This is a genomic window from Halopseudomonas sp. (assembly GCF_036960865.1).
GTDB lineage: Bacteria > Pseudomonadota > Gammaproteobacteria > Pseudomonadales > Pseudomonadaceae > Halopseudomonas.
In genome coordinates, this window is the sequence record NZ_JBALWE010000012.1 from 21338 (window position 1) to 44480 (window position 23143).

At 60.1% G+C, this 23143-nt stretch carries 25 protein-coding genes; 16 read left to right on the forward strand and 9 right to left on the reverse strand.

Annotated elements, in window-relative coordinates; genetic code table 11:
* Positions 1-54 precede the first annotated feature (54 nt).
* The 10 genes from V7747_RS16290 (at position 55) to V7747_RS16335 (ending at position 7021) form a co-directional block, all read left to right on the forward strand.
* Positions 55-1026, forward strand: a complete 972-nt coding sequence (locus V7747_RS16290) for a KpsF/GutQ family sugar-phosphate isomerase (protein WP_335617071.1) — start codon at positions 55-57, stop codon at positions 1024-1026.
* Entirely contained in the window at positions 1023-1556 is a 534-nt protein-coding gene (locus V7747_RS16295; RefSeq protein WP_335617072.1) for a KdsC family phosphatase, read from the forward strand. The genes V7747_RS16290 and V7747_RS16295 overlap by 4 nt, the downstream gene beginning before the upstream one ends.
* A complete protein-coding gene (gene lptC / locus V7747_RS16300) occupies positions 1553-2131 on the forward strand; it encodes an LPS export ABC transporter periplasmic protein LptC (protein WP_335617073.1) in 579 nt (192 codons plus the stop codon). The genes V7747_RS16295 and lptC overlap by 4 nt, the downstream gene beginning before the upstream one ends.
* Positions 2118-2696: a lipopolysaccharide transport periplasmic protein LptA gene (gene lptA / locus V7747_RS16305; protein WP_335617074.1), complete on the forward strand. Its 579-nt coding sequence runs from the start codon at positions 2118-2120 to the stop codon at positions 2694-2696. The genes lptC and lptA overlap by 14 nt, the downstream gene beginning before the upstream one ends.
* Positions 2693-3418 carry an LPS export ABC transporter ATP-binding protein gene (gene lptB, locus V7747_RS16310; RefSeq protein WP_335617075.1) on the forward strand — a complete coding sequence of 242 codons (726 nt, stop codon included), beginning with the start codon at positions 2693-2695 and terminating at the stop codon, positions 3416-3418. The genes lptA and lptB overlap by 4 nt, the downstream gene beginning before the upstream one ends.
* Before the next feature lie 93 nt (positions 3419-3511).
* Positions 3512-5020: an RNA polymerase factor sigma-54 gene (locus V7747_RS16315; protein ID WP_335617076.1), complete on the forward strand. Its 1509-nt coding sequence runs from the start codon at positions 3512-3514 to the stop codon at positions 5018-5020.
* Positions 5021-5098: 78 nt separating this feature from the next.
* The gene (gene hpf, locus V7747_RS16320) at positions 5099-5407 is read left to right on the forward strand and encodes a ribosome hibernation promoting factor (RefSeq protein ID WP_092287884.1); all 309 of its coding nucleotides are present in this window, start codon (positions 5099-5101) and stop codon (positions 5405-5407) included.
* Between the two features lie 21 nt (positions 5408-5428).
* Positions 5429-5884: a PTS IIA-like nitrogen regulatory protein PtsN gene (ptsN, locus tag V7747_RS16325; protein WP_335617077.1), complete on the forward strand. Its 456-nt coding sequence runs from the start codon at positions 5429-5431 to the stop codon at positions 5882-5884.
* A 5-nt stretch (positions 5885-5889) separates the two neighbouring features.
* Positions 5890-6744: an RNase adapter RapZ gene (gene rapZ / locus V7747_RS16330; protein WP_335617078.1), complete on the forward strand. Its 855-nt coding sequence runs from the start codon at positions 5890-5892 to the stop codon at positions 6742-6744.
* Between the two features lies 1 nt (position 6745).
* Positions 6746-7021 (forward strand): HPr family phosphocarrier protein, encoded by a 276-nt coding sequence (locus V7747_RS16335; protein WP_092287881.1) that lies wholly within the window; start codon positions 6746-6748, stop codon positions 7019-7021.
* Positions 7022-7127: 106 nt separating this feature from the next.
* On the opposite strand, the gene pmbA is transcribed toward V7747_RS16335, so the two are convergent.
* Entirely contained in the window at positions 7128-8483 is a 1356-nt protein-coding gene (gene pmbA / locus V7747_RS16340) for a metalloprotease PmbA (RefSeq protein WP_335617079.1), read from the reverse strand.
* A 137-nt stretch (positions 8484-8620) separates the two neighbouring features.
* Here pmbA and yjgA point away from each other — a divergent pair, with 137 nt between their 5' ends.
* The 3 genes from yjgA to egtB all read left to right on the forward strand — a co-directional run bounded on the left by yjgA (position 8621) and on the right by egtB (position 11457).
* Entirely contained in the window at positions 8621-9151 is a 531-nt protein-coding gene (gene yjgA / locus V7747_RS16345; protein ID WP_335617080.1) for a ribosome biogenesis factor YjgA, read from the forward strand.
* A 117-nt stretch (positions 9152-9268) separates the two neighbouring features.
* Positions 9269-10249, forward strand: a complete 981-nt coding sequence (gene egtD, locus V7747_RS16350; RefSeq protein ID WP_335617081.1) for an L-histidine N(alpha)-methyltransferase — start codon at positions 9269-9271, stop codon at positions 10247-10249.
* The gene (gene egtB / locus V7747_RS16355; RefSeq protein ID WP_335617082.1) at positions 10246-11457 is read left to right on the forward strand and encodes an ergothioneine biosynthesis protein EgtB; all 1212 of its coding nucleotides are present in this window, start codon (positions 10246-10248) and stop codon (positions 11455-11457) included. The genes egtD and egtB overlap by 4 nt, the downstream gene beginning before the upstream one ends.
* A gap of 74 nt (positions 11458-11531) precedes the next feature.
* On the opposite strand, the gene V7747_RS16360 is transcribed toward egtB, so the two are convergent.
* The 8 genes from V7747_RS16360 to bioB all read right to left on the reverse strand — a co-directional run bounded on the left by V7747_RS16360 (position 11532) and on the right by bioB (position 19307).
* Entirely contained in the window at positions 11532-13337 is a 1806-nt protein-coding gene (locus tag V7747_RS16360; RefSeq protein WP_335617083.1) for a phenylacyl-CoA dehydrogenase, read from the reverse strand.
* A 224-nt stretch (positions 13338-13561) separates the two neighbouring features.
* Positions 13562-14323 (reverse strand): putative metalloprotease CJM1_0395 family protein, encoded by a 762-nt coding sequence (locus V7747_RS16365; protein ID WP_335617084.1) that lies wholly within the window; start codon positions 14321-14323, stop codon positions 13562-13564.
* 62 nt (positions 14324-14385) lie between these two features.
* Entirely contained in the window at positions 14386-14694 is a 309-nt protein-coding gene (locus tag V7747_RS16370) for a hypothetical protein (RefSeq protein ID WP_335617085.1), read from the reverse strand.
* Between the two features lie 77 nt (positions 14695-14771).
* Positions 14772-15452 (reverse strand): dethiobiotin synthase, encoded by a 681-nt coding sequence (gene bioD, locus V7747_RS16375; protein ID WP_335617086.1) that lies wholly within the window; start codon positions 15450-15452, stop codon positions 14772-14774.
* An 11-nt stretch (positions 15453-15463) separates the two neighbouring features.
* On the reverse strand, positions 15464-16261 hold the full coding sequence (bioC, locus tag V7747_RS16380) for a malonyl-ACP O-methyltransferase BioC (protein ID WP_335617087.1): 798 nt from the start codon (positions 16259-16261) through the stop codon (positions 15464-15466).
* Positions 16258-16968, reverse strand: coding sequence for an alpha/beta fold hydrolase (locus V7747_RS16385; protein ID WP_335617088.1), 711 nt, complete (start codon positions 16966-16968; stop codon positions 16258-16260). Before V7747_RS16385 ends, bioC begins: the two co-directional genes overlap by 4 nt.
* Complete coding sequence (bioF, locus tag V7747_RS16390) at positions 16955-18142, reverse strand: 8-amino-7-oxononanoate synthase (RefSeq protein WP_335617089.1); 1188 nt, start codon at positions 18140-18142, stop codon at positions 16955-16957. The genes V7747_RS16385 and bioF overlap by 14 nt, the downstream gene beginning before the upstream one ends.
* A 115-nt stretch (positions 18143-18257) precedes the next feature.
* Positions 18258-19307: a biotin synthase BioB gene (gene bioB / locus V7747_RS16395; protein WP_335617090.1), complete on the reverse strand. Its 1050-nt coding sequence runs from the start codon at positions 19305-19307 to the stop codon at positions 18258-18260.
* A gap of 302 nt (positions 19308-19609) precedes the next feature.
* On the opposite strand from bioB, the gene V7747_RS16400 reads away from it, so the two are divergent.
* The 3 genes from V7747_RS16400 (at position 19610) to V7747_RS16410 (ending at position 23058) form a co-directional block, all read left to right on the forward strand.
* Positions 19610-20116: a ComF family protein gene (locus V7747_RS16400; RefSeq protein ID WP_335617091.1), complete on the forward strand. Its 507-nt coding sequence runs from the start codon at positions 19610-19612 to the stop codon at positions 20114-20116.
* Between the two features lie 71 nt (positions 20117-20187).
* A complete protein-coding gene (locus V7747_RS16405; protein ID WP_335617092.1) occupies positions 20188-21168 on the forward strand; it encodes a serine/threonine protein kinase in 981 nt (326 codons plus the stop codon).
* Positions 21169-21255: 87 nt separating this feature from the next.
* The gene (locus V7747_RS16410) at positions 21256-23058 is read left to right on the forward strand and encodes an acyl-CoA dehydrogenase (RefSeq protein WP_335617093.1); all 1803 of its coding nucleotides are present in this window, start codon (positions 21256-21258) and stop codon (positions 23056-23058) included.
* The last annotated feature ends 85 nt before the right edge of the window (positions 23059-23143 follow it).

The window sequence follows — 23143 nt, forward strand, 5'->3', positions numbered from 1 at the left end:
TTACGCGACACAACCCGCTATACTTCACCGCTCAGCGATCACAGATGAAGCACGATGCCCAACTTTGATTACATAGCCTCCGCGCGCCGCACAATCGGACTGGAACGCGACGCCGTAGACTCCCTGCTACAGCGTTTGAACAGCCATTTCGAGAAGGCGTGCGAAACCCTGCTAGCCTGCACCGGACGGATCGTCGTAACCGGCATGGGCAAGTCCGGCCACATCGGTCGCAAACTGGCCGCCACGCTGGCCAGTACCGGCACCCCCGCCTTCTTCGTCCACCCGGGCGAAGCCAGTCACGGCGACATGGGCATGATTACACCCCAGGACGTAGTCATCGCCCTGTCCAACTCCGGCAATACTGCTGAAGTCGTCACCCTGCTGCCGCTGATCAAGCGCATGGGCGTGCCGCTGATCAGCATTACCGGCAACCCTGAATCCACCATGGCTCAAGCCGCCGTTGCCAACCTCGATACGGCAGTGGAGCAAGAGGCCTGCCCACTGAATCTGGCGCCGACTTCCAGCACCACAACCGCTCTGGTCATGGGCGACGCACTGGCCATCGCATTACTTGAAGCCCGCGGCTTCAGCGCTGAAGATTTCGCCTTCTCGCACCCGGGCGGCAGCCTCGGCCGGCGCCTGCTGTTGCTGGTCGACGATATAATGCATAGCGGCGACAGCATGCCTTTGGTTAAGCAACAGACCTCGTTGCGCGATGCGCTGCTGGAAATGACTCGCAAGGGGCTGGGGCTGACCGGCGTGATCAATGAGCAACAACAGCTGATCGGCATTTTCACTGACGGCGATTTGCGCCGCACGCTGGACCAGAGCGTAGACTTCCATGCGATGACCATCGCCGAAGTGATGACCGCACACAGCAAGACCGCACGCAGTGGTATGCTCGCCGCCGAAGTGCTGAAAATCATGGAAGACGCGAAAATCAGCGGCCTCTTTGTCGTGGACGCCGAAGGCCTGCCCGTCGGCGCCCTGAACATGCATGACTTGCTGCGCGCAGGAGTAGTATGAACCAGACCCCGAAACAACTGACCGAGCGCGCTCGCGCCATCCGCTTGGCCATCTTTGATGTCGATGGCGTGCTCACCGATGGTCGCCTGTACTTCATGCCCGACGGCACCGAATTCAAGTCGTTCAACACGCTCGACGGCCATGGCATCAAGATGCTCATCGCCTCGGGCGTGGAGACCGCCATCATCAGCGGCCGCAAGTCACCCCTGGTGGAGCGCCGTGCTGCCGCCTTGGGCATCAAACACCTCATTCAGGGCCGCGAAGACAAGCTCACCGCGCTCGGCGAGCTGCGCGAACTGGTGCCGGTTGAGCTGGATGAAATCGCCTTTCTAGGCGACGACCTGCCCGACCTGCCGGTGATTCGCCGGGTTGGCCTGGGCATCGCCGTGGCCAGCGCCGATGGCTTTGTGCGCAAACACGCCCATGGCGTGACCCAGGCCAACGGCGGCGCCGGTGCGGCGCGCGAGTTCTGTGAGCTGATCATGCAGGCACAGGGCACGCTAGAAGATGCCCAGGCCGCCTACCTGTGAAACTCAGCGTACCGCGCTACCTGTTGACCGGTCTGCTGGTGCTGCTGGGGGTGGTGCTGGCGCTGAGCATGGGTTACTGGAATATTCGCCCGGCCAGCTTTGCACCCGCCGGCAGCCAGTCCGCTGCGCGCCCTGACTTCTATATAGACAACGCCCGTATCCAGGCATTGAACGAACAGGGCAAAACCACCTATGAGCTGACCACGACGCACGCCATTCACCAGGTCGAGGATGGCAGCACTCATCTGGAACAGCCAAAATTATTGTTTTATCGGGGCGACGAACCGGCACCTTGGCTACTCGAAGCTGACGAAGGCCTGGTGACCGAAAAAGGCGATCGCGTTGACCTGAGCAGCAATGTGCTGCTGCAACAGGAGATCGCCAATCAGCCGACTCGTCGCCTGACCACCTCCGCCCTGACGCTGTTTCCGGCGCGCGATTATGCCGAAACGGACCAAGAGGTTAAAATCGAAGCAGCCCGCAGCGTCACCACCGCCAAGGGCATGCAGTTATTTCTTAATGACGGCCGCCTGCAGCTGCTGTCCACCGTACGAGGCCAACATGAGGTGCGCTAAATCCCTCTTTGTCATGACGTTGCTGCTGTACCCAGCCGCGGCCGTATTTGCCCTGCCCAGCGACAGCGCCCAACCCATTCGCATTCAGGCTAACGCCGCCACGCTGGATGACAAGCGCAACACCGCCGTCTACACCGGCAATGTCATCATCACCCAAGGCAGCATGCGTCTGACTGGCAGCCGCGTCACCCTGACCACTGACGCCAATGGCGAGCTGAACAAGCTGGTGACTCAGGGCGGCCCGGCCACTTATCAGCAGACGCCGGAAGCCAACAAGGCGCCGGTCAAGGCCCGCGCACAGACCATCGAGTACCACGCCGCCGATGAGCGCGTAGTACTGATCGAGAAGGCCTTTCTCGAGCAGTCCGGCAACACTTTTCAAGGTGACTATGTGAGCTATGACATTCCCGCTCAGGTAGTTGATGCGGGCCGCAACAGCAACAGCGGGGCAAGTGGCGCCGAAAGCAACGGCAATGGCCGCATCGAGATAACCATCCAGCCGCGCAGTCGCAACGCAGAGAGCACCGTACCGGCCGAAGACACCAGCGAGCCAGACGCGCCATGAGCACGTTACAGGCCCGTAACCTGGCGAAGGCCTACAAGGCACGTCAGGTCGTCAAGGATGTCTCGATCTCAATTGACAGCGGCGAGGTTGTCGGCCTGCTGGGACCCAATGGTGCTGGCAAGACCACCTGTTTTTACATGATTGTCGGCCTGGTCAAATCCGATGAGGGCGCGGTACAGATTGACGACCGCGACATCACCGCACTGCCCATGCATGGCCGTGCCCGCGAAGGTATTGGCTACCTGCCTCAGGAAGCCTCGATCTTCCGCAAGCTCACGGTCGCCGACAACATCATGGCCATCCTGGAAACGCGCAAGGATCTCAACGCCGAAGGTCGTAAGGGCAAGCTGGAGTCGCTGCTGCGCGAGTTTCACATTCAGCATCTGCGGAACAGCTTGGGCATGAGCCTGTCGGGTGGCGAGCGCCGCCGCGCCGAGATTGCGCGCGCCTTGGCGACTGACCCGAGTTTCATCCTACTCGACGAGCCTTTTGCCGGCGTGGACCCCATTTCGGTCAGCGACATCAAGCAAATCATCCAGCACTTGAAAGACAAGGGTATCGGTGTCCTCATTACCGATCACAACGTGCGGGAGACACTGGATATCTGCGACAAGGCCTACATCGTCAACGACGGTCACATTATCGCCGAAGGTGACGCCGATACCGTGCTGGCCGATCAGACAGTCAAGGACGTCTACCTGGGCCACGCCTTCCGGCTATAAAACGGCAAAGGTTTCAGGCATGCTACAAAACAACATGAGCCCGAGCGGCCTCGATAACAGTTTGATCAAGCGCACAAGGTAATTCGCCACACAATGAAACCCTCGCTCGTCCTCAAGATGGGGCAGCAGCTGACGATGACGCCGCAGCTGCAGCAAGCCATCAGACTGCTACAGCTATCCAGCCTCGACCTCCAGCAAGAGGTGCAGGAGGCGTTGGAGGCCAATCCCATGCTGGAGATGGCCGATGAAGGCGACGACGATTACAGCGCCGGCAGCAACGATGCCAACGACAGCGACAACGGCGGGGACGACACTGCAGTCACCGTGCCCGAACCGGTCTCGCTGGACGCCATTGATCAGCACAGTCAGCCCGAGCAAGACGGCAACTGGAACGAACAGATTCCCAACGAGTTACCGGTAGACACCCAATGGGAAGATGTCTATCAAACCTCGGCCAGCTCCCTGCCCAGTCAGGATGAAGAGGATTGGGACTACACCTCGCGCACCGGCACTGGTGAAACCCTGCAAAGCCACCTGGAATGGCAGCTTAACCTCATCCCGATGTCGGAAACCGACTATGAAATTGCCATTGCGCTGATCGACGGCATCAACGCTGACGGTTATCTGGAAGAATCCCTGGACGATATTCTCGCCTCGCTACCTCCCGAAATGGAGGTCGAAATGGACGAGGTCGAGATGGTGCTGCACCGCATTCAGCAGTTCGAACCGGTTGGCATTGGCGCACGCGACCTACGTGAATGCCTGCTGCTGCAGATTCGGCAGTTGCCGGCAGATACACCCATGCTGGAGCAGGCTACCAGGGTCATCCGCGACCATCTTGAACTGCTCGGCAGCCGCGATTTCACTCAGCTGATGCGCCGCAGCAAACTTAAAGAAGATCAGCTTCGTGATGCTGTGGCGTTGATCCAAACACTGAATCCAAGGCCCGGCGGTGAGATTGCTTCCGGCGAGCCTGAATACGTCATCCCCGATGTAATAGTGCGCAAGGACAACAATCGCTGGCTGGTCGAGTTAAATCAGGAGTCAGTGCCCAAGGTTCGGGTCAACGGCCAGTACGCCTCCATGGTCCGCCGTGCCGATTCCAGCGAAGACAACACCTACTTGCGCAATCACCTGCAGGAAGCGCGCTGGTTCATCAAGAGTCTGCAAAGCCGCAACGAAACCCTGATGAAGGTCGCCACCCAGATCGTCGAACATCAGCGCGGTTTTCTTGAGCAGGGTGAAGAAGCAATGAAACCGCTGGTTCTGCATGACATTGCCGAAGCTGTGGGCATGCACGAGTCGACCATTTCGCGGGTAACTACGCAGAAATTCATGCATACACCACGCGGTATATTCGAACTCAAGTACTTTTTCTCCAGCCATGTGGGCACCAGCGAAGGCGGCGAATTCTCCTCCACTGCCATCCGTGCGCTGATTAAAAAGCTGGTTGCTGCAGAAAACCCAAAGAAACCATTGAGCGACAGCAAGATCGCTGGTTTACTGGAAGAACAAGGCATTGAAGTGGCCCGCCGGACCATCGCAAAATACCGCGAATCGCTCAACATCGCGCCGTCGAGCGAACGCAAGAGACTGGTTTAAGCTGTCAAGGAACATACAGTGGCACCACCGGGTGACGTCTGGTCACCCAGCAACATCAAGCCAATCAGGAGAAGCCGTATGCAACTGAACATCAGCGGTCATCAACTCGATATCACTGACGCACTGCGCGATTACGTCACTGAAAAAATGGCCCGCCTGGAGCGGCACTTTGACAAGATCACCAACGTCCAAGTAACCCTTGAAGTCGAAAAACTCCGTCAGAAAGCTGAAGCAACCCTGCATGTCGCCGGCGGCGAAGTTGTCGCCCTTGCCGAGCATACCGACATGTACGCCGCCATCGACCAGCTCACCGACAAGCTTGACAGGCAACTGATCAAGCACAAGGAAAAACACATCGATCGCCTGCAAGGCGCCAACGACCGTTAACGCGAATCTCACCGCATAACCATGCAAATAGACCATATCTTGACCCCTGACCGCACCTTTTCGGGCGTTCAGGGGGGATCCAAGAAGCGTGTGCTGGAGCTGATCGGCAAGCTGGTTGCCCAGCACACCAACCTTGACCCCGACGCCATCTACGAAAGCCTGATTGCCCGCGAAAAGCTGGGCTCTACCGGCTTCGGCAATGGTATCGCCATTCCTCACTGCCGTCTGGGAGACTGCCATCAGGCAATCGGTGCCCTGCTGCAGCTTGATGGAAAAATCGATTTCGATGCGCTGGACGGCCAACCGGTTGACCTGATCTTTGTTCTTCTGGTCCCTCAGGAAGCCACCGACCAGCACCTGCAAATTCTGAAAATGCTGGCGGGTAAACTCGACCAGGCCGAGCTGCGCGATGCGCTGCGCGCCGCCCCCGATGCCCAGAGCCTTTACGAGGTCATGACCGCCGGCGATGGAGGCTGAAGCCAATGCGCCTGGTTGTCGTCAGTGGCCGTTCCGGGTCAGGTAAAAGTACCGCGTTGCACCTGCTGGAAGACAATGGCTTCTACTGCATAGACAACCTGCCGGCTGGCCTGCTACCGGAGCTGGCCAAACAGGCCAGCGAGGCCGAGCTGAGCCTGCCCGCAGTGGCCATCAGCATCGACGCCCGCAACCTCGCCAGCGACCTGCAACGCTTCCCGGAGCTGCTCAAACAGGTTCGCGATGCCGGTGTACACTGCGACGTACTTTTCCTTGCCGCAACCGATGAAGTATTGATAAAACGCTTCTCGGAAACCCGTCGCAAGCATCCACTGACCGATAGCGAACGCTCTCTGGCAGAAGCCATTGCCCAAGAACTGCGGATCCTTGAGCCTATCATTGACCTGGCAACACTGAAGATCGACACCAGTCACCTGAACCTTTACCAGTTGCGCGATCAAATCAAGCAGCGGTTGCTGGGTAGCCAGGGCAGCACGCCCTCGGTGCTGATCCAGTCGTTTGGCTTCAAGCGCGGTGTGCCGGCCGATGCTGATCTGGTTTTCGACGTACGCTGCCTGCCAAACCCGTACTGGCGCCCGGACCTGCGTGCTTGTTCAGGGCGGGACGAGCCGGTCCGCGAATATCTCGACAGCCAACCCGATGTTGAAGATATGTATCAGGACATTCGCCAGTTTCTGAAAAAATGGCTACCGCGCTACGCTGCCGGCGAGCGGAGCTACATGACGATAGCGATAGGCTGCACAGGCGGACATCATCGGTCGGTTTATCTGGTCGAGCGCCTGGTAAAAGAGCTGGGCGAGAGCACACCCAACCTTTTGATTCGCCACCGCGACCTGCCCTGATATGCCAACCACCCGCGTAGAAATCATCAACAAACTCGGCCTACACGCGCGCGCTGCGGCGAAATTCGTTGGCGTTGCCAACCGCTACGGCTGTCAGGTTAGGGTCGGCCAGGACGAAGAGAGCCTGCAGGTCGACGGCAAGAGCATCATGCAGGTGATGATGCTCGCTGCCAGCAAAGGCAGCGAGATCTGCATCAGCTGTGAAGGCGAGCAGGCCGAGCAGGCGCTGGATGAGTTGCTTGCGCTGATTAATGATTATTTCGGCGAAGGCGAATAGCTGCACTCCCCCTTTCCCTGCCAGAGCTGATCCGCGGCCGAGGTGCGGCCGCTTGATTCGCTCCAGCGCAGCGAAAAGATACTCGCTAGCTTTTGAGCTGCACGCCCTAAGCGCCGCCCACCGTCATGCCATCGACCAGCCAGCTACCGGTCAGATAATTGCCACGACGCTCCAGATCGTTGCCCACACAGCGCAGGTTGGCGTACATATCGCGCAGATTACCAGCAATGGTCACTTCATTCACCGCGTGTTGAATCTCACCGTTTTCAACCCAGAAGCCCCCAGCACCGCGTGAATAGTCCCCGGTTACACCGTTAACCCCCTGCCCCATCAACTCGGTGACCAGCAGACCGGTACCCATCTCCTTGAGCAGCGACTGCAGGTCACCGGCGTTACTGGTTACCTGCAGGTTGTGCACGCCCCCAGCGTTGGCCGTACTGGGCATGCCGAGCTTCCGGCCGGAATAGGTGGAAAGTATCCAGCTACTCAGCCGCCCCTGGTCGATGAAGGCTTGCTCGCGCGTCGCCAGGCCATCGCCGTCGAAGGCGGAACTGCCCAGCGCACGCAGCTCAAACGGTCGCTCCTGCATGGTCATCCAGTTCGGGAAAACTGGCTCGCCTAGTGCGTCCAGCAAAAAGGTCGATTGCCGGTATACCGCCCCCCCGGAGATAGCGCCCAGCAGATGCCCAACCAGCCCCACCGCCTGATCGGCCGCGAACAGCACCGGCACCTTGGCGGTCTTGACCGGTTTTGGGTTGAGGCGCGACAGGGTACGTTCAGCCGCTTTACGGCCGATTGACTGCTCACTCGGCAGCCGCGAAGCAACCCGGTCCACCGCGTACCAGTAATCACGCTGCATGCTTTGTTCGGAGCCGACAATCAACACAGCGGCGGCGCTGTGCCGGGTGCCCATGGAACTGCCGATAAAACCGTGGCTATTGCCATACACACGGCAGCCCTGCTGGGTGCTGATCTGCGCACTGTCGGTAGTCAGGCGCGAGTCAACCTCCAAGGCAGCCGCTTCCAGCAACAGCGCCTTGTCGATGGCAGCCTCGGCGCTGATATTCCACGGGTGAAACAGGTCAAGATCCGGTATTTGCTGCGCCATCAGCGCGGCGTCGGCCAAGCCCGCGCTCGGGTCTTCGGACGCGTGCCGGGCAATCACCAGCGCGGTTTCCACCGCCTTGCGAATCGCGTCGTCGGAGGTGTCAGAGGTGCTAACCGAGCCTTTGCGCTGGCCCACGTACAGCGTAATGGCAAAGCCCTGATCACGGTTGAACTCAACCGTTTCCACCTCGCCCTTGCGCACCCCGACGGAAAGCCCGGTACTTTGACTCACGCCGACTTCACTGGCACTGGCGCCCTGGCGGCGTGCCTCATCAACGATAAAGGCTACGCGCTGCTCCAGGCTGGCACGCAGCACCTGCGGATCTTCGGATTGCGTCGCAATTGGTGCAGTCATAATTCCTCCATGGCAATGCGCCCCATTGTAGCGGCCTTGCGCCGCAGCCGACCACAGCGGATTACCCCTGTGCACGCCAGAACGGGTATCATAGGCCCGCAGCGCAATCACCCAGAGCAACTTTCAACAGGCACGCCATGACCGAGTTTCACGAAGACGAATCCCTCGAACCCGTTGACGAAGGCAAGAGCAAAAGTCAGATCAAGCGGGAAATGGATGCCTTGCAGGAGATGGGCCGGCGCCTGATCGCCCTCAAGCCCGAGCAACTGAACAAACTTGAGCTGACCGACAAACTGCGCCTAGCCCTGGCCGAAGCACCAAAACACACCGCGCGGGGCGCGCTCAAGCGCCACATGAGCTTTGTCGGCAAACTGGTACGCGACCAGGATACTGACGCCATTCAAACCTACCTGGATCTCATCGACAGCAGCACCCAGGCACACGCGCAGCACTTCCACCAGATGGAACGCTGGCGCGATCGCCTGCTGACCGGCCGCGCTGACGAGCTGGAGCTTTTCATGCTTGCCTACCCGTCCGCCGACCGACAGCACATCCGTCAACTGGTACGCCAAGCCAACAAAGAAGCAGAGCAGAACAAGGCACCTACCGCCGCGCGCAAGTTATTCAAGATTATCCGCCAGCTGGCAGACAGCGCCAAGGGCCTCTGAACCCAGCCGGTACTAGGTCACACACCCGCGCCTCACTCGACAACTACATTGGCATGATCAGAAGCGGCCTGCTAGGTTTTAAGACACGCGTCTTTGACCTGCGGAGGAAAACGCTTCGTGAGCCTTGCCCTTGAACTGCCCCGACTAGAGACCACCCTGCGGCTTCCAGCGCAGGATGAGCGCCAGCAACTGCTACACGGGTTGCTGCAAACACAGGCACACATCGACTCAAAGTATTTCTACGATGACCGTGGTTGTGAGCTATTCACCGACATCTGTCGGCTTGACGAGTATTACCCCACCCGCACCGAAGCCCAGATATTCTCCGAACACCGCGACGCCATTGCCGCCCAGCTGCCCAGGGACCTGCAATGGATAGACCTTGGCTGCGGGGACTGCGGCAAAACGCTGCAATGGCTGAGTTCTATAAAACCTGCACGTGTCATCGGTGTCGACATTGCGGGTGAGTTTCTACAAAGCTCGATGATCAGCGTTGCCCAGCAGCACCCGCAACTCGAGTGCGTCGGCGTGGTCAGCGATTTTACCCAACACCTCGACTTGCATGCGCTGCTGGCAGAAGAGCCCAACGCCCCGCCGGTGTTTTTTTACCCGGGCTCTTCTATCGGCAATTTTGAACCCCGCGCCGCGATGCGCTTCCTGCGACGCATAAGAGCCCACTGCGGAGAGCACGGTCGACTGCTGATCGGCGCGGACCTGATAAAGCCCAGAGCCATTCTGGAGGCTGCATACGATGACGCTCTCGGCGTTACTGCCGCTTTCAACCTGAACGTACTCGAGGTCGTCAACCGCGAACTGGATGCCGACTTCCAACCGGAAAGGTTCCGTCACTTCGCACAATTCGACGAGGCGCATCGGCGTATCGAAATGCATCTGATCGCCCGTGAGAAGCACAGCGTCAGCCTGGGTCGCCATACCCGCCGCTACTTCGGTAAGGACGAGGGCATACTGACCGAATACTCACACAAATACAGCCTGGATGAGTTCCGCGCCCTGCTAGCAGCTAGCGGTCTGCGGTGCAGCCACTACTGGACTGATCCGCAAGACTGGTTCGGCGTCTTTCTGGCTGAGCCGGTATGAATACTCAAGCCAGACAGAGCGCAAACACCGGCCTCGCGTTCGGCTACGCGCAAACCCGTGCATACTCACTTGAACTGATCCGCGGCCTCAGCGCCGAGGATTGTCAGTTACAGTCCATGCCAGACGCCAGCCCACTGAAATGGCATCTGGCACACACCACCTGGTTTTTTGAAACGTTCGTGCTGGGAGCCTTGCCCTCCCCTCCTGACCCAGTCGACCCACGCTACAGGGTGTTGTTCAACTCCTACTACGTTGGTATTGGCGAGCGCCACCTGCGCGCTGAGCGCGGCCTGTTATCGCGCCCCTCCCTGGAGGAAATCCTGCACTACCGCAAACAGGTAGATCACCAGATGCAGGAGCTACTGGCCCACCCCGCGCAGCTAGCACCACTTACTGAGCTGGTGACACTCGGACTACAGCACGAGCAGCAGCACCAGGAGTTGATGCTCACCGATCTGAAACACCACTTTTCCTGTAATCCGCTGCATCCGGCTTGGCGCGACCGCGCCCCAGAGCAACCAGATGAACGCGCAGTCACCCAACCCGTGACATTCCGGACCTTTGCAGGCGGGCTGTGCGGTATAGGCGCGCCCGCCGGCGGTTTCAGCTATGACAACGAAGGGCCGCGCCACCGAGTCTGGCTGGAGCCTTTTCAACTTGCCGAGCGTAACGTCAGCAACGGGGACTTTCTCGCCTTTATCGCCGACGGCGGGTACCAGCGGCCTGAGCTCTGGCTTTCCGACGGCTGGGACTGGGTCTGTCAGGATCATGCTGCGTGTCCGCTGTACTGGCAACATGCAGACCAACAGTGGCAGCTATTCACCCTCGCCGGCCTGCAACCGCTGAACCACGCAGCACCACTGTGCCACGTCAATCTCTACGAAGCCGATGCCTTTGCGCGCTGGTCGGGCGGGCGCCTGCCAACAGAAGCCGAGTGGGAGCACGCAGCACAAAACGCTCCGGATCTAGCGGGCTTGTTTGGCCAGGTGTGGCAGTGGACTAACAGCGCCTACCTGCCCTACCCGGGCTATCAACCGGCATCCGGCGCTGTCGGTGAGTACAACGGCAAGTTCATGATCAATCAGATGGTGCTACGCGGCAGTTCTTGCGCCACACCGGCGGGCCACAGCAGAAACAGCTATCGCAATTTCTTCCCGGCCGCCGCCCAATGGCAGTTCAGCGGTATCCGCCTGGCGCGCGATAGCTGATCAGCGCATGACGAAAAAGGCCGCCCCGGTTCCCCGGAGCGGCCTTTTTATTTGCAGCTCAGCTGCACGCTGGATCAGTAACCCAGAGCGAAGTGCTCGGCGTCCATCTCCATCAGGTTGTCGGCGCCCGACAGCATGCTCTCAACGTGGGTACGGGTGCGCGGCAGGATACGCTGGAAGTAGAAGCGCGCAGTCTGCAGCTTGGCCTTGTAGAAGGCCTCTTCGGAAGTACCCTCGGCCAGCTTGGCCGCAGCAACCCGGGCCATGTCAGCCCAGAAGTAGGCCAGGCACGCGTAGCCGCTGTACATCAGGTAATCAACCGACGCAGCACCAACCATCTCGCGATCCTTCATGGCAGCCATACCCACCTTCATGGTCAGCTCGCCCCACTCCTTGTTCAGCTGTGCCAGGGGCGCAACAAACTCAGCGATGGATTCGTTGCCTTCGTTGCTCTGGCAGAACTTGTGCACGATTTTGGTAAAGCCCTTGAGTGCTTCGCCCTGAGTCATCAGAACCTTGCGACCCAGCAGGTCGAGGGCCTGAATACCAGTGGTGCCTTCATACAGCATAGAGATACGAGCATCGCGCACGTTCTGCTCCATGCCCCACTCAGCGATGAAGCCGTGACCACCGTAGATCTGCACACCGTGGTTGGCGGCTTCAAAACCCACTTCGGTCATGAACGCCTTGGCAATAGGCGTCAGCAGTGCCAGCAGAGCGTCAGCTTGCTTCTTCTGTTCGGCATCCTGGCTGTTCTTGACGATATCAACCTGCTTGGCGGTGAAATAAACCATCGCGCGGTTACCTTCCGCGAAGGCTTTCATGGTCAGCAGCATGCGGCGAACATCAGGGTGCACGATGATCGGATCAGCCGCCTTCTCGGGTGCCTTGGCGCCGGTCAGAGCACGCATCTGCAGACGATCGCGGGCGTACTGGATGCCGCCTTGGAAGCCGACTTCAGCGTGCGCGAGGCCCTGCAGCGCGGTACCCAGACGCGCGGTGTTCATGAAGGTGAACATGCAGTTCAGGCCCTTGTTCGGCGGCCCGATCAGGAAGCCGGTGGCGCCGTCGAAGTTCATCACACAGGTCGCATTACCGTGGATACCCATCTTGTGCTCCAGCGAACCACAGCTTACGCCGTTACGCTCGCCCTTCTCGCCATTGGCGTCAGGCAGGAACTTGGGAACGATAAACAGCGAAATACCCTTGGTGCCGGCGGGAGCATCGGGCAGACGTGCCAGAACGATATGGACGATGTTCTCGGCCATGTCGTGCTCACCGGAGGAGATGAAGATCTTGGTGCCGGAAATCTTGTAGCTGCCATCGGCCTGTGGCTCGGCCTTAGTGCGCAGCATGCCCAGATCGGTACCACAATGTGATTCGGTCAGACACATGGTGCCAGTCCACTGACCGGAGACCAGCTTGGTCAGATAGGTGTGCTTTTGCTCGTCGGTGCCGTGCTCATCCAGGGTGTTCATCGCACCGTGGGACAGGCCAGGGTACATACCCCAAGACCAGTTGGCCTGGCCAACCATCTCACTGATCGCCAGACCTAGCGACTCGGGCAGGCCCTGACCACCGTGGTTGACGTCGTGTGCCAGACTCGGCCAGCCGCCTTCAACGTACTGCTGATAGGCTTCCTTGAAGCCAGTCGGCGTGGTCACGCCATCAGCGCTCCAGGTGCAACCTTCACTGTCGCCGGCCCGGTTCAGCGGCGCAATCACCTGCTCGCAGAACTTGGCGCCTTCTTCCAGAATCGCATTGACCATATCGGGTGTTGCGTCTTCGCAACCAGGCAGGCTCTGGTAGTGCTCTTCATAACCCAGAAGCTCGTCGCGAACAAAACGGATATCACGCAGGGGGGCCTTGTAATCGGGCATGGTGCTTGACCTCAACAGTAGTATCAGATGCAAGGGCAGCCGAGGCTGCATTCTGTGCCGCAAATAGCACTTTCAAACATGTGTTTGAAACATACGTTTACGCCAAATGAAAGTCAACCCCCCATGAATGCCGGATCATAAATAGTTGTGAACAGGCACAAAGCGGGACGTCGCCGCGCAACCGCGCAGGACAGATTTAAAGTGGGAAATAGCGTGCCTGGGAGTCAGGCGCTAAGGCTGAATACCGAATCGGTCGTGCTAGCAGAGGCTGCCACATCGCGATAAAGCGAAAGGTCGCGGGCACGACCCCTCTCGGCTGGCGAAGCCTCATCAGCATCCTCGGTTGAGTCACTGGCGCTTTTCTCGTCGGACGGCCCGTCGACAGACCCGGCCTTGTCCGCACCCTGAGTTGCCAGCTCTGCTCTGGCCTGCGCAATCGCCTGCCCGGCCTGGGCCGCGACGGAACGATCCTGCCCGGAGGGTTCGGCCGGCGCCAGCGCAGCGCGGCGGACCTGCTCCATCTTCTCGATGGTCGCTTGCGGATCGCCCGGAATTGGAGACGTATCAATGCCCACCTCTCCACCCACCGCATAAAGGCGGCCGTCCGGGCCGCGATCATAATCGTATTGCACCGCACCTGCGTATTGCCCACCGACAGCCATGTGCGCCTGCTCGTGCGTGCGCACCTCTCGGTCACGCGCCGCCAGCTCACGGATTTCCTGCTGAGTCGCCTGCAACTGCTGCGCCTCGGCAGCAGCCAGTTGCGCGCGCTTTTGCTGCTCCAGGTCTGACGTTTCTTCGCTAGCCGACGCATCTCCCTGCTCAGAGTTGGTCGCAGCCGTCGCGGTGGCTTCGTCAACGGGCGCAAAACGACTGGAGACGCCAGCAGCAGGCACAGTAAGATTCGCCGACACAACACCGGTTACCGGTGCTTGAACGAGCGTAGGGGAGTATGAATAGGCGCTGAATGCGCCGATGCTTGTCATTGCGTCAGACCTCTGGAGTCCGATAGAGAGTGCCTTTCAGAGGCGCCGGCGAGGCGCCAATATCAGACGGTCACATCCAGCAGGGTGCCCAGAACCTCATCGGCAGTATCAATCACGGAAGCACCGGCTTCGGCTTCTTGGCGACCTCTCTGCAATTCCACCAAACTGTCCACGAGGTTAACCGGTCGTGCGCTTTCCACTGGTGCGCTAGACACAGCTTGGCCAGTCGCTGGTTGCGTGGGCGTCGCCTGAGCCGTCACGGGATCGACGGAGCTGCCCAAGCGCGCAATATCGGAAGCGGCGTTGGAAACACGGTTCTGTCCCTGACGCACGCTGGTCAGGCCAGATGAGATCAAGTCAAGGGTAGCCATGGGCACAACCTCAGATGTAGAGAGCCTGATGACATTCAAGCACAAAAGGCCAGTATTGAGTATCACCACCGGTCAGTTCAGACCAGCGGGGTAACATCCAGATAGGCTGCGACAGACGCGGCATCGGCATTGTCCAGACGCGGCACGCGGCCGAGCAAAGGCGCCTTTATCAACCGCTTCAGGGTCTCCAGATTCTCATCCGGGCGGCTCATATCCGGGTCAACATGGTTGGCCACCCAACCGACCAATTGCAGTCCATCGGCGGCTATAGCCTGGCAGGTCAGCAACGCATGATTGATGCAGCCCAGTCGCATCCCTACAACCAAAACCACCGGCAGCTTCAGCTCCACCGCTAGATCTGACAGCAACTCGTCGTCGTTTAGCGGTACGCGCCAGCCACCAGCACCTTCGACCAGGGTCAGATCACGCTCGCGATCAAACACCTGCAAACAGGCGCCGGCCAGAATCTCCAGTGTCAACGCGGCGCCCTCTTCCTGGGCTGCGATATGCGGCGCAATAGCCGCCTCCAGCGTGACCGGATTAATCAATTCATAGGCCAGTGCCGGAGAGCACTCCGCCTGCAGTGCCAGCGCATCTTCGTTGCGCAGCCCTTCGCTGGTGCGCTCGCAACCTGCCGCGACCGGCTTGACGGCAGCCGTGCTCAATCCACCGACACGCGCGGCATGCAGCAACGCGGCCGCGATGGTGGTCTTGCCGATCTCGGTGTCGGTGCCAGTAACAAAATAGCGTTTGGACATGCTCTACTCCATCAAACCTGATCAAGACCCTTGAACAACAGGATCTGCGCTACCTGATAGGTCGCCGGCAACCCGGCAGCCTGACGTTGCGCTTCATAGGCGGCGGTCAACGCCCGCAAGCGCGCTCGCCCGGTCAACCCACTGGGGCGACCTGCGTTAAGATTGTGCGCCCCCAGGGCCTTGAGCTCGTGGGTCAACTCACTCAACTGACCATAGTGCAATACATGCCGCTCCACCTCACAGTGCCAGCGGGCGAATCCGGACTGCGCCAGCACCTGTTGTAACTGGGCTAGCGGCATGAAGCGATTGACATGCACAAACCCATCCACTGCAAGCCAGGCGTCGCGCAGTTCAGCCAGGGTACCCTCCACCAGGGTATTGAACGCCATGCAACCGCCAGGTCGCAGCACGCGGAAAGCCTCCGCCAGCGCTAACGGCAACTGCGGGCACCATTGCAGGGCAAGACTGGAAAATAGCAGGTCCTGACTGGCCGAACGCAATGGCAGGCTTTCTGCGTCGGCGGTCGCCCAGCCCAACGAATCCGGACTGTGCTCCCGCGCATAGCGCAGCATGCCTTCGGAGATGTCTAATCCCAACACTGGCTGACCGAATCGCTCAGCCAGTGCGCGGGTGAAATAACCCGTGCCGCAGCCTATATCAGCCAGTTGCCTGGCACACGCCGCGTGCGGCAGGCGCGCCAGCAGGTTGTTACCCACATTACGTTGCAGCTCGGCCACCTGGTCATAGGTCCCGGCAGCGCGACTAAAGGAGGCTGCAACCTGGCGCTTGTCGATGACCGCATCGCTCATGCCCGCTGCACCCGCTCGGCGATCTGCTGCGCCAACCATTCCGGCTGTTCCAACGGCAGCGCATGGCTGGACTGCGGATGCACCACCACTTTGGCCTGCGGATTAAGCGCCTGCAGCTCAGCCGCCGCCGCGGCCGGCACCAGCGCATCCTGCGCCGCCAGGCAATGCAGCACCGGCTGCTCGCAGCGACGCAGATGAACGCGGTTATCCAGCACCCCCAGCAATGCCAGGTGGTTCAGCCGCTGCAGCGGGTCGGCGTCGCTCCACTGCAGTTTCCGGCTGAGCTCCCGCTGCTGCTCGGCGCCCTGCGTCACCAGCAGCGCAAAGCGTTTGAGCATTTTCTCCGGCTGCTCGCGCGCCTCACTGAAGAACGTCTTGAAGGACTCGGTTGGCATGGCTTCAGGCCATTCGGCACGAGCTGAAAAACAGGCGTTACTGGTGATGGTAACCGCACCGCAAAAGCGCTCTGGGTAGCGTCTAAGGAGTTGAATGGCAAGCGTGCCACCCAGCGACCAGCCAACCAGCCAGCCGGGCTGCAGACTGCCAGCCAACTGCTCTAGGTCAGCCTCCAGGTTCGACATCTGCATGGGTGGCAGTTCATGACTGGTCACCGCGTAATTTGGCAGACAGCTCTGTAGCGCCTGTCGCAGTGCATCGAGATTACTGGCCGCCAGCGACCAACCTGGCAGCAGATTAATGGTGTTCATTGGTGTTCTCTTCGTTGGACAGCACTGCCAGGGCTGCTTCCAGCGCCTGCAGCAGCTGCGTCACATCGTCTTCAGTGTGCGCAGCAGAAAGGGTCACCCGCAATCTTGCCGTGCCACGCGGCACAGTGGGCGGGCGAATGGCGGTCACCAGAATACCGCGTTGGCGCAGCGCTGCCGAGAGCGCCAGCGCCCTGGCACTGCTGCCAATCAGAATGGGTTGGATCGGGGTTGGGCTGTCCATTAATTGCAGGCCCAATTCGGCAGCCCCGGTGCGGAATTGGCTGATCAACTGCTGCAAATGGCGGCGGCGCCACTTTTCTTCACACAGCAGTTGCAGACTCTTGAGCGTGGCACAGGCGACTGCCGGTGGCTGGCTGGTGGTGTAAATGTAGGGCCGGGCAAACTGAATCAGGCTTTCAATCAGCTCCTCGCTGCCGGCAACGAAGGCACCGGCAGTGCCGAAGGCCTTGCCGAGCGTGCCGACCAATACCGGCACATCATCCACCCCCAAACCAAAGTGCTCGACGATACCTCCCCCCTGCTCGCCCAGACAGCCGAAACCATGGGCGTCATCGACCATCACCCAGGCGCCACGCTGGCGGGCTTGAGCACAGAGCTGCGGTAGGTCGGCGAGATCACCGTCCATGCTGAATACACCGTCGGTCACTACCAGCGTATTGCCAACTGCCTTACTCAGGCGTGCGGCAAGACTCGCGTGGTCGTTGTGCAGATAGCGTGAGAAGCGTGCACCACTGAGCAGACCGGCATCGAGCAGCGAGGCGTGATTAAGGCGATCCTCCAGCACGGTATCGCCCTGCCCCACCAGCGCCGTGACCGTACCCAAATTGGCCGTATAACCGCTGGACATCAGCAGGGCGCGCGGGCGGCCGGTAAATTCCGCCAGCGCCGCTTCCAGCTCATGGTGGGGCGTACTGTGCCCCACCACCAGATGGGAAGCCCCGCCGCCCACGCCCCAGCGCTGCGCGCCGTCCGCGAAGGCTCGAATTACCTCTGGATGATTTGCCAGCCCGAGATAATCGTTGTTGCAGAACGCCAGCAACTCGACACCATCCACCCGCACTCGCACGCCCTGAGGAGAGTCCAGCAGGGGACGACGACGATAAAGGTGGGCGGCGCGGCGTTCGGCCAGGCGGGAGGTGAGATCAAAGGGCACGGGAAGACTCGTTTGACATGTAGCCAAAAACAACCCACCTCAAGCCACCAGAGGAACCGCGCTATGCTGCGTCCCGCTGGTAACCAAGGGCGCGCTGCCAGATGAACCGCTGCATTCAGACCGCAGCGGCATTGCTGAACAGTGCGCTATCGCGCTGTTCGACCAGCGCCTGTTCGATCGCGGCCTGGTGCACCTCGTCGTCATGCTCTTCGCGCTCTTCGGGCTTGATGCCCAGGCGCTCGAACAACAGCATGTCCTTCTCTGCCTGCGGGTTGGCGGTGGTCAGCAAACGCTCACCATAGAAGATCGAATTGGCACCGGCGAAAAAGGCCAGCGACTGGGTTTGCTCGTTCATCTGTTCACGGCCGGCGGAAAGACGCACGTGGGATTTGGGCATCATGATGCGCGCTACCGCCAGCGTGCGAATGAAATCGAAGGGATCAACGTCTTCGGCGTTCTCCAAGGGCGTGCCCTTGACCTTGACCAGCATGTTGATCGGCACGCTCTCAGGGTGTTCCGGCAAGTTGGCCAGCTGGATCAGCAGGCCGGCGCGATCCTCGACCGTCTCGCCCATACCCAGGATTCCGCCGGAGCAGATTTTCATGCCGGCGTCACGCACGTAGGACAGCGTCTCCAGCCGGTCGCCGTAGGTGCGCGTGGTGATGATATTGCCGTAGAACTCGGGCGAGGTATCCAGATTGTGGTTGTAATAATCCAATCCAGCGTCGGCCAGCGCCGCGGTCTGCTCCTTGGTCAGCTTGCCCAAGGTCATGCAGGTTTCCAGCCCTAGCTCGCGCACGCCGCGAACCATCTGCAGTACATAGGGCATGTCTTTTTCAGACGGATGCTTCCAGGCCGCTCCCATGCAGAAACGCGTCGCGCCGATCTTCTTGGCAGCGGCGGCCTCATCCAGCACCTTCTGTACTTCCAGGAGCTTTTCCTTATCCAGGCCGGTGTTGTAATGGCCGGATTGCGGACAGTATTTGCAATCCTCGGGACAGGCGCCGGTCTTGATCGACAGCAAGGTGGAGACTTGCACACGGTTGGGGTCAAAGTGCTCGCGATGCACTGTCTGAGCGCGGAACAGCAGATCGTTGAAAGGCAGGCGGAACAGGGCCAGCACGTCGGCCGGCGTCCAGTCGTGGCGAGTCACGGAGGCGGTCATGGGTAGGAGTCCTTTGATTATTGCCTTGGAACCCTCAAGGGTTCACGCTATGGCAAGCATGATAGCGACGGCATGGAGGCTGTCAACCATTGATAAAACACAAGGTTTACAACTGGACAAAAAACAACCTTTGCAGTCAGTGCCTGCTCTGCGACCTGCGCACAGAGCATCCGCAGGCCGGACTCTGCCGAGGGTGTCTCGCCGATCTGCCATGGCTGCATGAGCATTGTCGCCAATGCGCCCTCCCCCTGCCTCAGGCCGATACCCTATGCGGCCAGTGCCTGCAGCAGCCCCCACCCTTTGTGCATGCTACCGCGCCTTTGCTTTACCGCTTTCCGGTGGACTCGCTGGTTCCGGCCTTCAAGTATCACCGGCAGAACGCCTATGGGCAGCTACTCGGCCAACTGATGCTGCTGCACTTAACGCATTATCTGGAGCAGTTCCCCGAGCGCCGTCCCGACCTGCTGATTGCCATGCCGATGCATTCGGCGCGACAAGCACAGCGGGGTTACAACCAGGCCTTTGAACTGGCGCGCCAACTGGCCGGTGAACTGAAAATACCGCTGCAGCGCAACGCCCTGCAGCGCAGCCGTGCCACCAAGCCACAGCAGGGCCTAAGCGCCCGCGAGCGCCAGCAAAACCTGCGCGACGCCTTTCGTTGCCGCTACCCAGAACAGATCGCCGGCCGTGACATCGCCCTGATCGATGACGTGATGACCACCGGTACGAGCGCCGCCGAAGCCACCCGAACCCTACTCCGCGCTGGCGCCGCGTCCGTTCAAGTCTGGTGCGCCGCCCGCACGCCCTGAGCGCAGAGTTGCCACCTGCCCCCTGACTTGTGCCACCATAGCTACCCTTTTCTGACGCAGGCGAACCGGTTATGGACGCGCACCATCCCTTTGCTTTGCTCACGCCCGACACCGTACTCGACGCAGTCGAGTCACTGGGCTTCCTCTCCGACGCGCGCACCCTCACGCTGAACAGCTACGAGAACCGCGTGTTTCAGGTCGGCATCGAAGACGGCCAGCCATTGATCGCCAAGTTTTACCGGCCGCTGCGCTGGAGCGATGAATCCATTCTTGAGGAGCATGCGTTCTCCCTCGAACTGGTCGAACGCGAGAACCCAGTGATCCCGCCGATGCAAATCAACGGCGAAACCCTGTTCGAGTTCGCCGGGTTCCGCTTTAGTCTGTTCAAACGCTTTGGTGGCCGCGCCCCCGAATTCGACGACCCTGATCACCTGCTGATGCTGGGCCGCCTTGTCGGCCGGCTGCATGCGGTCGGCGCCATGCGTCCCTTCGACCATCGCCCGGAGCTGACCGTACAAACCTTTGGCACTGACAGCCTGGACTTTCTGCGCAGCGCCAATGTGGTGCCACAGGCTTTGCAAGCCGCATACTTTTCCGTCGCCGATGATCTGCTCAAGGTAGTGGCTGAACGTTTCGCCATGCACCCCTGTAGCACCCTGCGCCTGCACGGTGACCTGCACGTGGGCAACCTGTTGTGGCGCGATGACAGCCTGTTCATGGTCGATCTGGACGACTGCCGGCAAGGCCCGGCAATCCAGGATTTGTGGATGATGCTGTCCGGCGAGCGCGATCAGCGCCAGGCCCAACTGGCCGAACTGGCCGATGGCTACAACGAGTTTTACGACTTCGACCCCAGCCAGCTGGCACTGATCGAGCCCTTGCGCAGCTTGCGGCTGATCAACTACAGCGCCTGGCTGGCGCGGCGCTGGGACGACCCGGCCTTCCCCATGCACTTTCCCTGGTTCGCCAGCGAGCGCTATTGGGCCGAACAGATACTGACCCTGCGTGAACAACGCGCCGCGATGGACGAGCCGGTGCTTCGGCTGTTCTGATCTGGCTGCATAAAGGACATCAATGGCCATTCCCAGCAGGGGAATCAGCCAATACACTGCTTCGCGTTAAAATTTGAGGTGACCTCCATGACCGAGATACTGCTTGATCAACGCAACCTGGCCTTCGAACTCTATGAAGTGCTGGATGCCGAAGGCCTGACCCAGCGTGAGCGCTTTGCCGACCACAACCGGGAGACCTTCGACGCAGCCATTGGCACCGCTCGCACCATCGCCGAAAAGCTCTTTGCCCCGCACAACCGCAAGAGCGATGAGAACGAGCCCCAGTACGTTGATGGCGCAGCAGAGCTGATTCCCGAGGTCAAGCCGGCGGTCGATGCCTTCCTGGAAGCTGGCTTTCTGAACGCTACTCGTACCTTCGAGCAGGGCGGCATGCAGATGCCCAACCTGTTGTCGCAGGCCTGTTTCGCCCACTTCCAGTCGGCCAACGCAGCGACCTCGTCCTACGCCATGCTGACCATGGGCGCAGCCAATCTAATTGAGAACTTCGGCACCGAAGAGCAGAAAGAGCGCTTCCTGCAACCGATGATCGAAGGTCGTTTCTTCGGCACCATGGCCTTGACCGAACCGCATGCCGGCTCCTCGCTGTCGGACATTCGCACCAAGGCGGAACCGGCCGGCGATGGCAGCTACCGCCTCAAGGGCAACAAGATTTTCATTTCCGGTGGCGATCACCCGCTCTCGGAAAACATCGTGCACATGGTGCTGGCCAAGTTGCCCGATGCGCCACCGGGTGTGAAGGGTATTTCGCTGTTCATCGTGCCCAAATTCCTGGTCAACGACGACGGCAGCCTGGGCGAACGCAACGACGTTACCCTGGCTGGCCTGTTCCACAAGATGGGCTGGCGCGGCACTACCTCTACCGCACTCAACTTCGGTGACAAGGACAACTGCGTCGGCTATCTGGTCGGCAAGCCGCACCAAGGTCTGGCCTGCATGTTCCAGATGATGAATGAAGCACGCATCGGCGTCGGCATGGGCGCGGTCATGCTCGGCTACGCCGGTTACCTGTACTCACTGAACTATGCGCGCGAGCGTCCGCAAGGTCGTCTGCCCGATGGCAAGGATCCGACTGCGCCGCAGGTTTCGATCATTGAGCACACCGACGTCAAGCGTATGCTGCTGGCGCAGAAAGCCTATGTAGAGGGCGCCTTCGACCTGGGCCTGTATGCCGCACGCCTGTTCGACGATACCGAGACCCTGGAAACCGAAGCCGAGCGCAAGACCGCGCTGGAGCTGCTTGACCTGCTCACGCCGATCGTCAAGGCCTGGCCGTCGGACTACTGCCTCAAGGCCAACGAACTGGCAATCCAGATTCTCGGTGGCCACGGTTATACCCGCGAGTATCCCGTCGAGCAGTACTACCGCGACAACCGTCTGAATCCGATTCACGAAGGCACCAACGGCATCCAGTCACTGGATCTGCTGGCGCGCAAGGTGGTGATGAACAACGGTGCAGCAATGAAACAGCTCTCGGAGCTTATTCTGGCTACCTGCAAACAGGCCGCTGCACATCCTGAGCTGAACGGGCTGCGCGAGCCACTCGAGAAGCTGCTGGCGCACCTGGGTAAGGTTACTGTCGCGCTACTGGGCGATATGGGTCAGGGTAGGGTCAATCAGGCTCTGGCCAACTCCGCGCTCTACCTCAAGGCCTTTGGTCACATGGTGATCGGCTGGCGCTGGCTGCAGCAGGCGGTACACGCACAGAACGGCCTGAACGCCGGCAACCAGGCCGACCGTGATTTCTATCAGGGCAAGCTGCAGGCGGCGCGCTACTTCCTCAATTGGGAAGTCCCCTCCTGTCACCACGACCTGAACGTACTGGAAAATCGTGACCCCACCTGTTACGACATGCAGGACGCCTGGTTCTGATCGGCAACGTGACCCGCAACTGATCGACAGCATCTCAACAGGCCACCCCACCCGGGTGGCCTGTTGCTTTTTGGGCCGGGAAACT

What these genes read in the sequence shown, in the direction of transcription:
- V7747_RS16290 (WP_335617071.1), top strand. Translation starts at nt 55, where the DNA reads ATGCCCAACTTTGATTACATAGCCTCCGCGCGCCGCACAATCGGACTG.
- V7747_RS16295 (WP_335617072.1), top strand. Translation starts at nt 1,023, where the DNA reads ATGAACCAGACCCCGAAACAACTGACCGAGCGCGCTCGCGCCATCCGC.
- lptA (WP_335617074.1), top strand. Translation starts at nt 2,118, where the DNA reads ATGAGGTGCGCTAAATCCCTCTTTGTCATGACGTTGCTGCTGTACCCA.
- lptB (WP_335617075.1), top strand. Translation starts at nt 2,693, where the DNA reads ATGAGCACGTTACAGGCCCGTAACCTGGCGAAGGCCTACAAGGCACGT.
- V7747_RS16315 (WP_335617076.1), top strand. Translation starts at nt 3,512, where the DNA reads ATGAAACCCTCGCTCGTCCTCAAGATGGGGCAGCAGCTGACGATGACG.
- hpf (WP_092287884.1), top strand. Translation starts at nt 5,099, where the DNA reads ATGCAACTGAACATCAGCGGTCATCAACTCGATATCACTGACGCACTG.
- ptsN (WP_335617077.1), top strand. Translation starts at nt 5,429, where the DNA reads ATGCAAATAGACCATATCTTGACCCCTGACCGCACCTTTTCGGGCGTT.
- rapZ (WP_335617078.1), top strand. Translation starts at nt 5,890, where the DNA reads ATGCGCCTGGTTGTCGTCAGTGGCCGTTCCGGGTCAGGTAAAAGTACC.
- V7747_RS16335 (WP_092287881.1), top strand. Translation starts at nt 6,746, where the DNA reads ATGCCAACCACCCGCGTAGAAATCATCAACAAACTCGGCCTACACGCG.
- pmbA (WP_335617079.1), bottom strand. Translation starts at nt 8,483, where the DNA reads ATGACTGCACCAATTGCGACGCAATCCGAAGATCCGCAGGTGCTGCGT.
- yjgA (WP_335617080.1), top strand. Translation starts at nt 8,621, where the DNA reads ATGACCGAGTTTCACGAAGACGAATCCCTCGAACCCGTTGACGAAGGC.
- egtB (WP_335617082.1), top strand. Translation starts at nt 10,246, where the DNA reads ATGAATACTCAAGCCAGACAGAGCGCAAACACCGGCCTCGCGTTCGGC.
- V7747_RS16360 (WP_335617083.1), bottom strand. Translation starts at nt 13,337, where the DNA reads ATGCCCGATTACAAGGCCCCCCTGCGTGATATCCGTTTTGTTCGCGAC.
- V7747_RS16365 (WP_335617084.1), bottom strand. Translation starts at nt 14,323, where the DNA reads ATGACAAGCATCGGCGCATTCAGCGCCTATTCATACTCCCCTACGCTC.
- V7747_RS16370 (WP_335617085.1), bottom strand. Translation starts at nt 14,694, where the DNA reads ATGGCTACCCTTGACTTGATCTCATCTGGCCTGACCAGCGTGCGTCAG.
- bioD (WP_335617086.1), bottom strand. Translation starts at nt 15,452, where the DNA reads ATGTCCAAACGCTATTTTGTTACTGGCACCGACACCGAGATCGGCAAG.
- bioC (WP_335617087.1), bottom strand. Translation starts at nt 16,261, where the DNA reads ATGAGCGATGCGGTCATCGACAAGCGCCAGGTTGCAGCCTCCTTTAGT.
- V7747_RS16385 (WP_335617088.1), bottom strand. Translation starts at nt 16,968, where the DNA reads ATGAACACCATTAATCTGCTGCCAGGTTGGTCGCTGGCGGCCAGTAAT.
- bioB (WP_335617090.1), bottom strand. Translation starts at nt 19,307, where the DNA reads ATGACCGCCTCCGTGACTCGCCACGACTGGACGCCGGCCGACGTGCTG.
- V7747_RS16405 (WP_335617092.1), top strand. Translation starts at nt 20,188, where the DNA reads ATGGACGCGCACCATCCCTTTGCTTTGCTCACGCCCGACACCGTACTC.
- V7747_RS16410 (WP_335617093.1), top strand. Translation starts at nt 21,256, where the DNA reads ATGACCGAGATACTGCTTGATCAACGCAACCTGGCCTTCGAACTCTAT.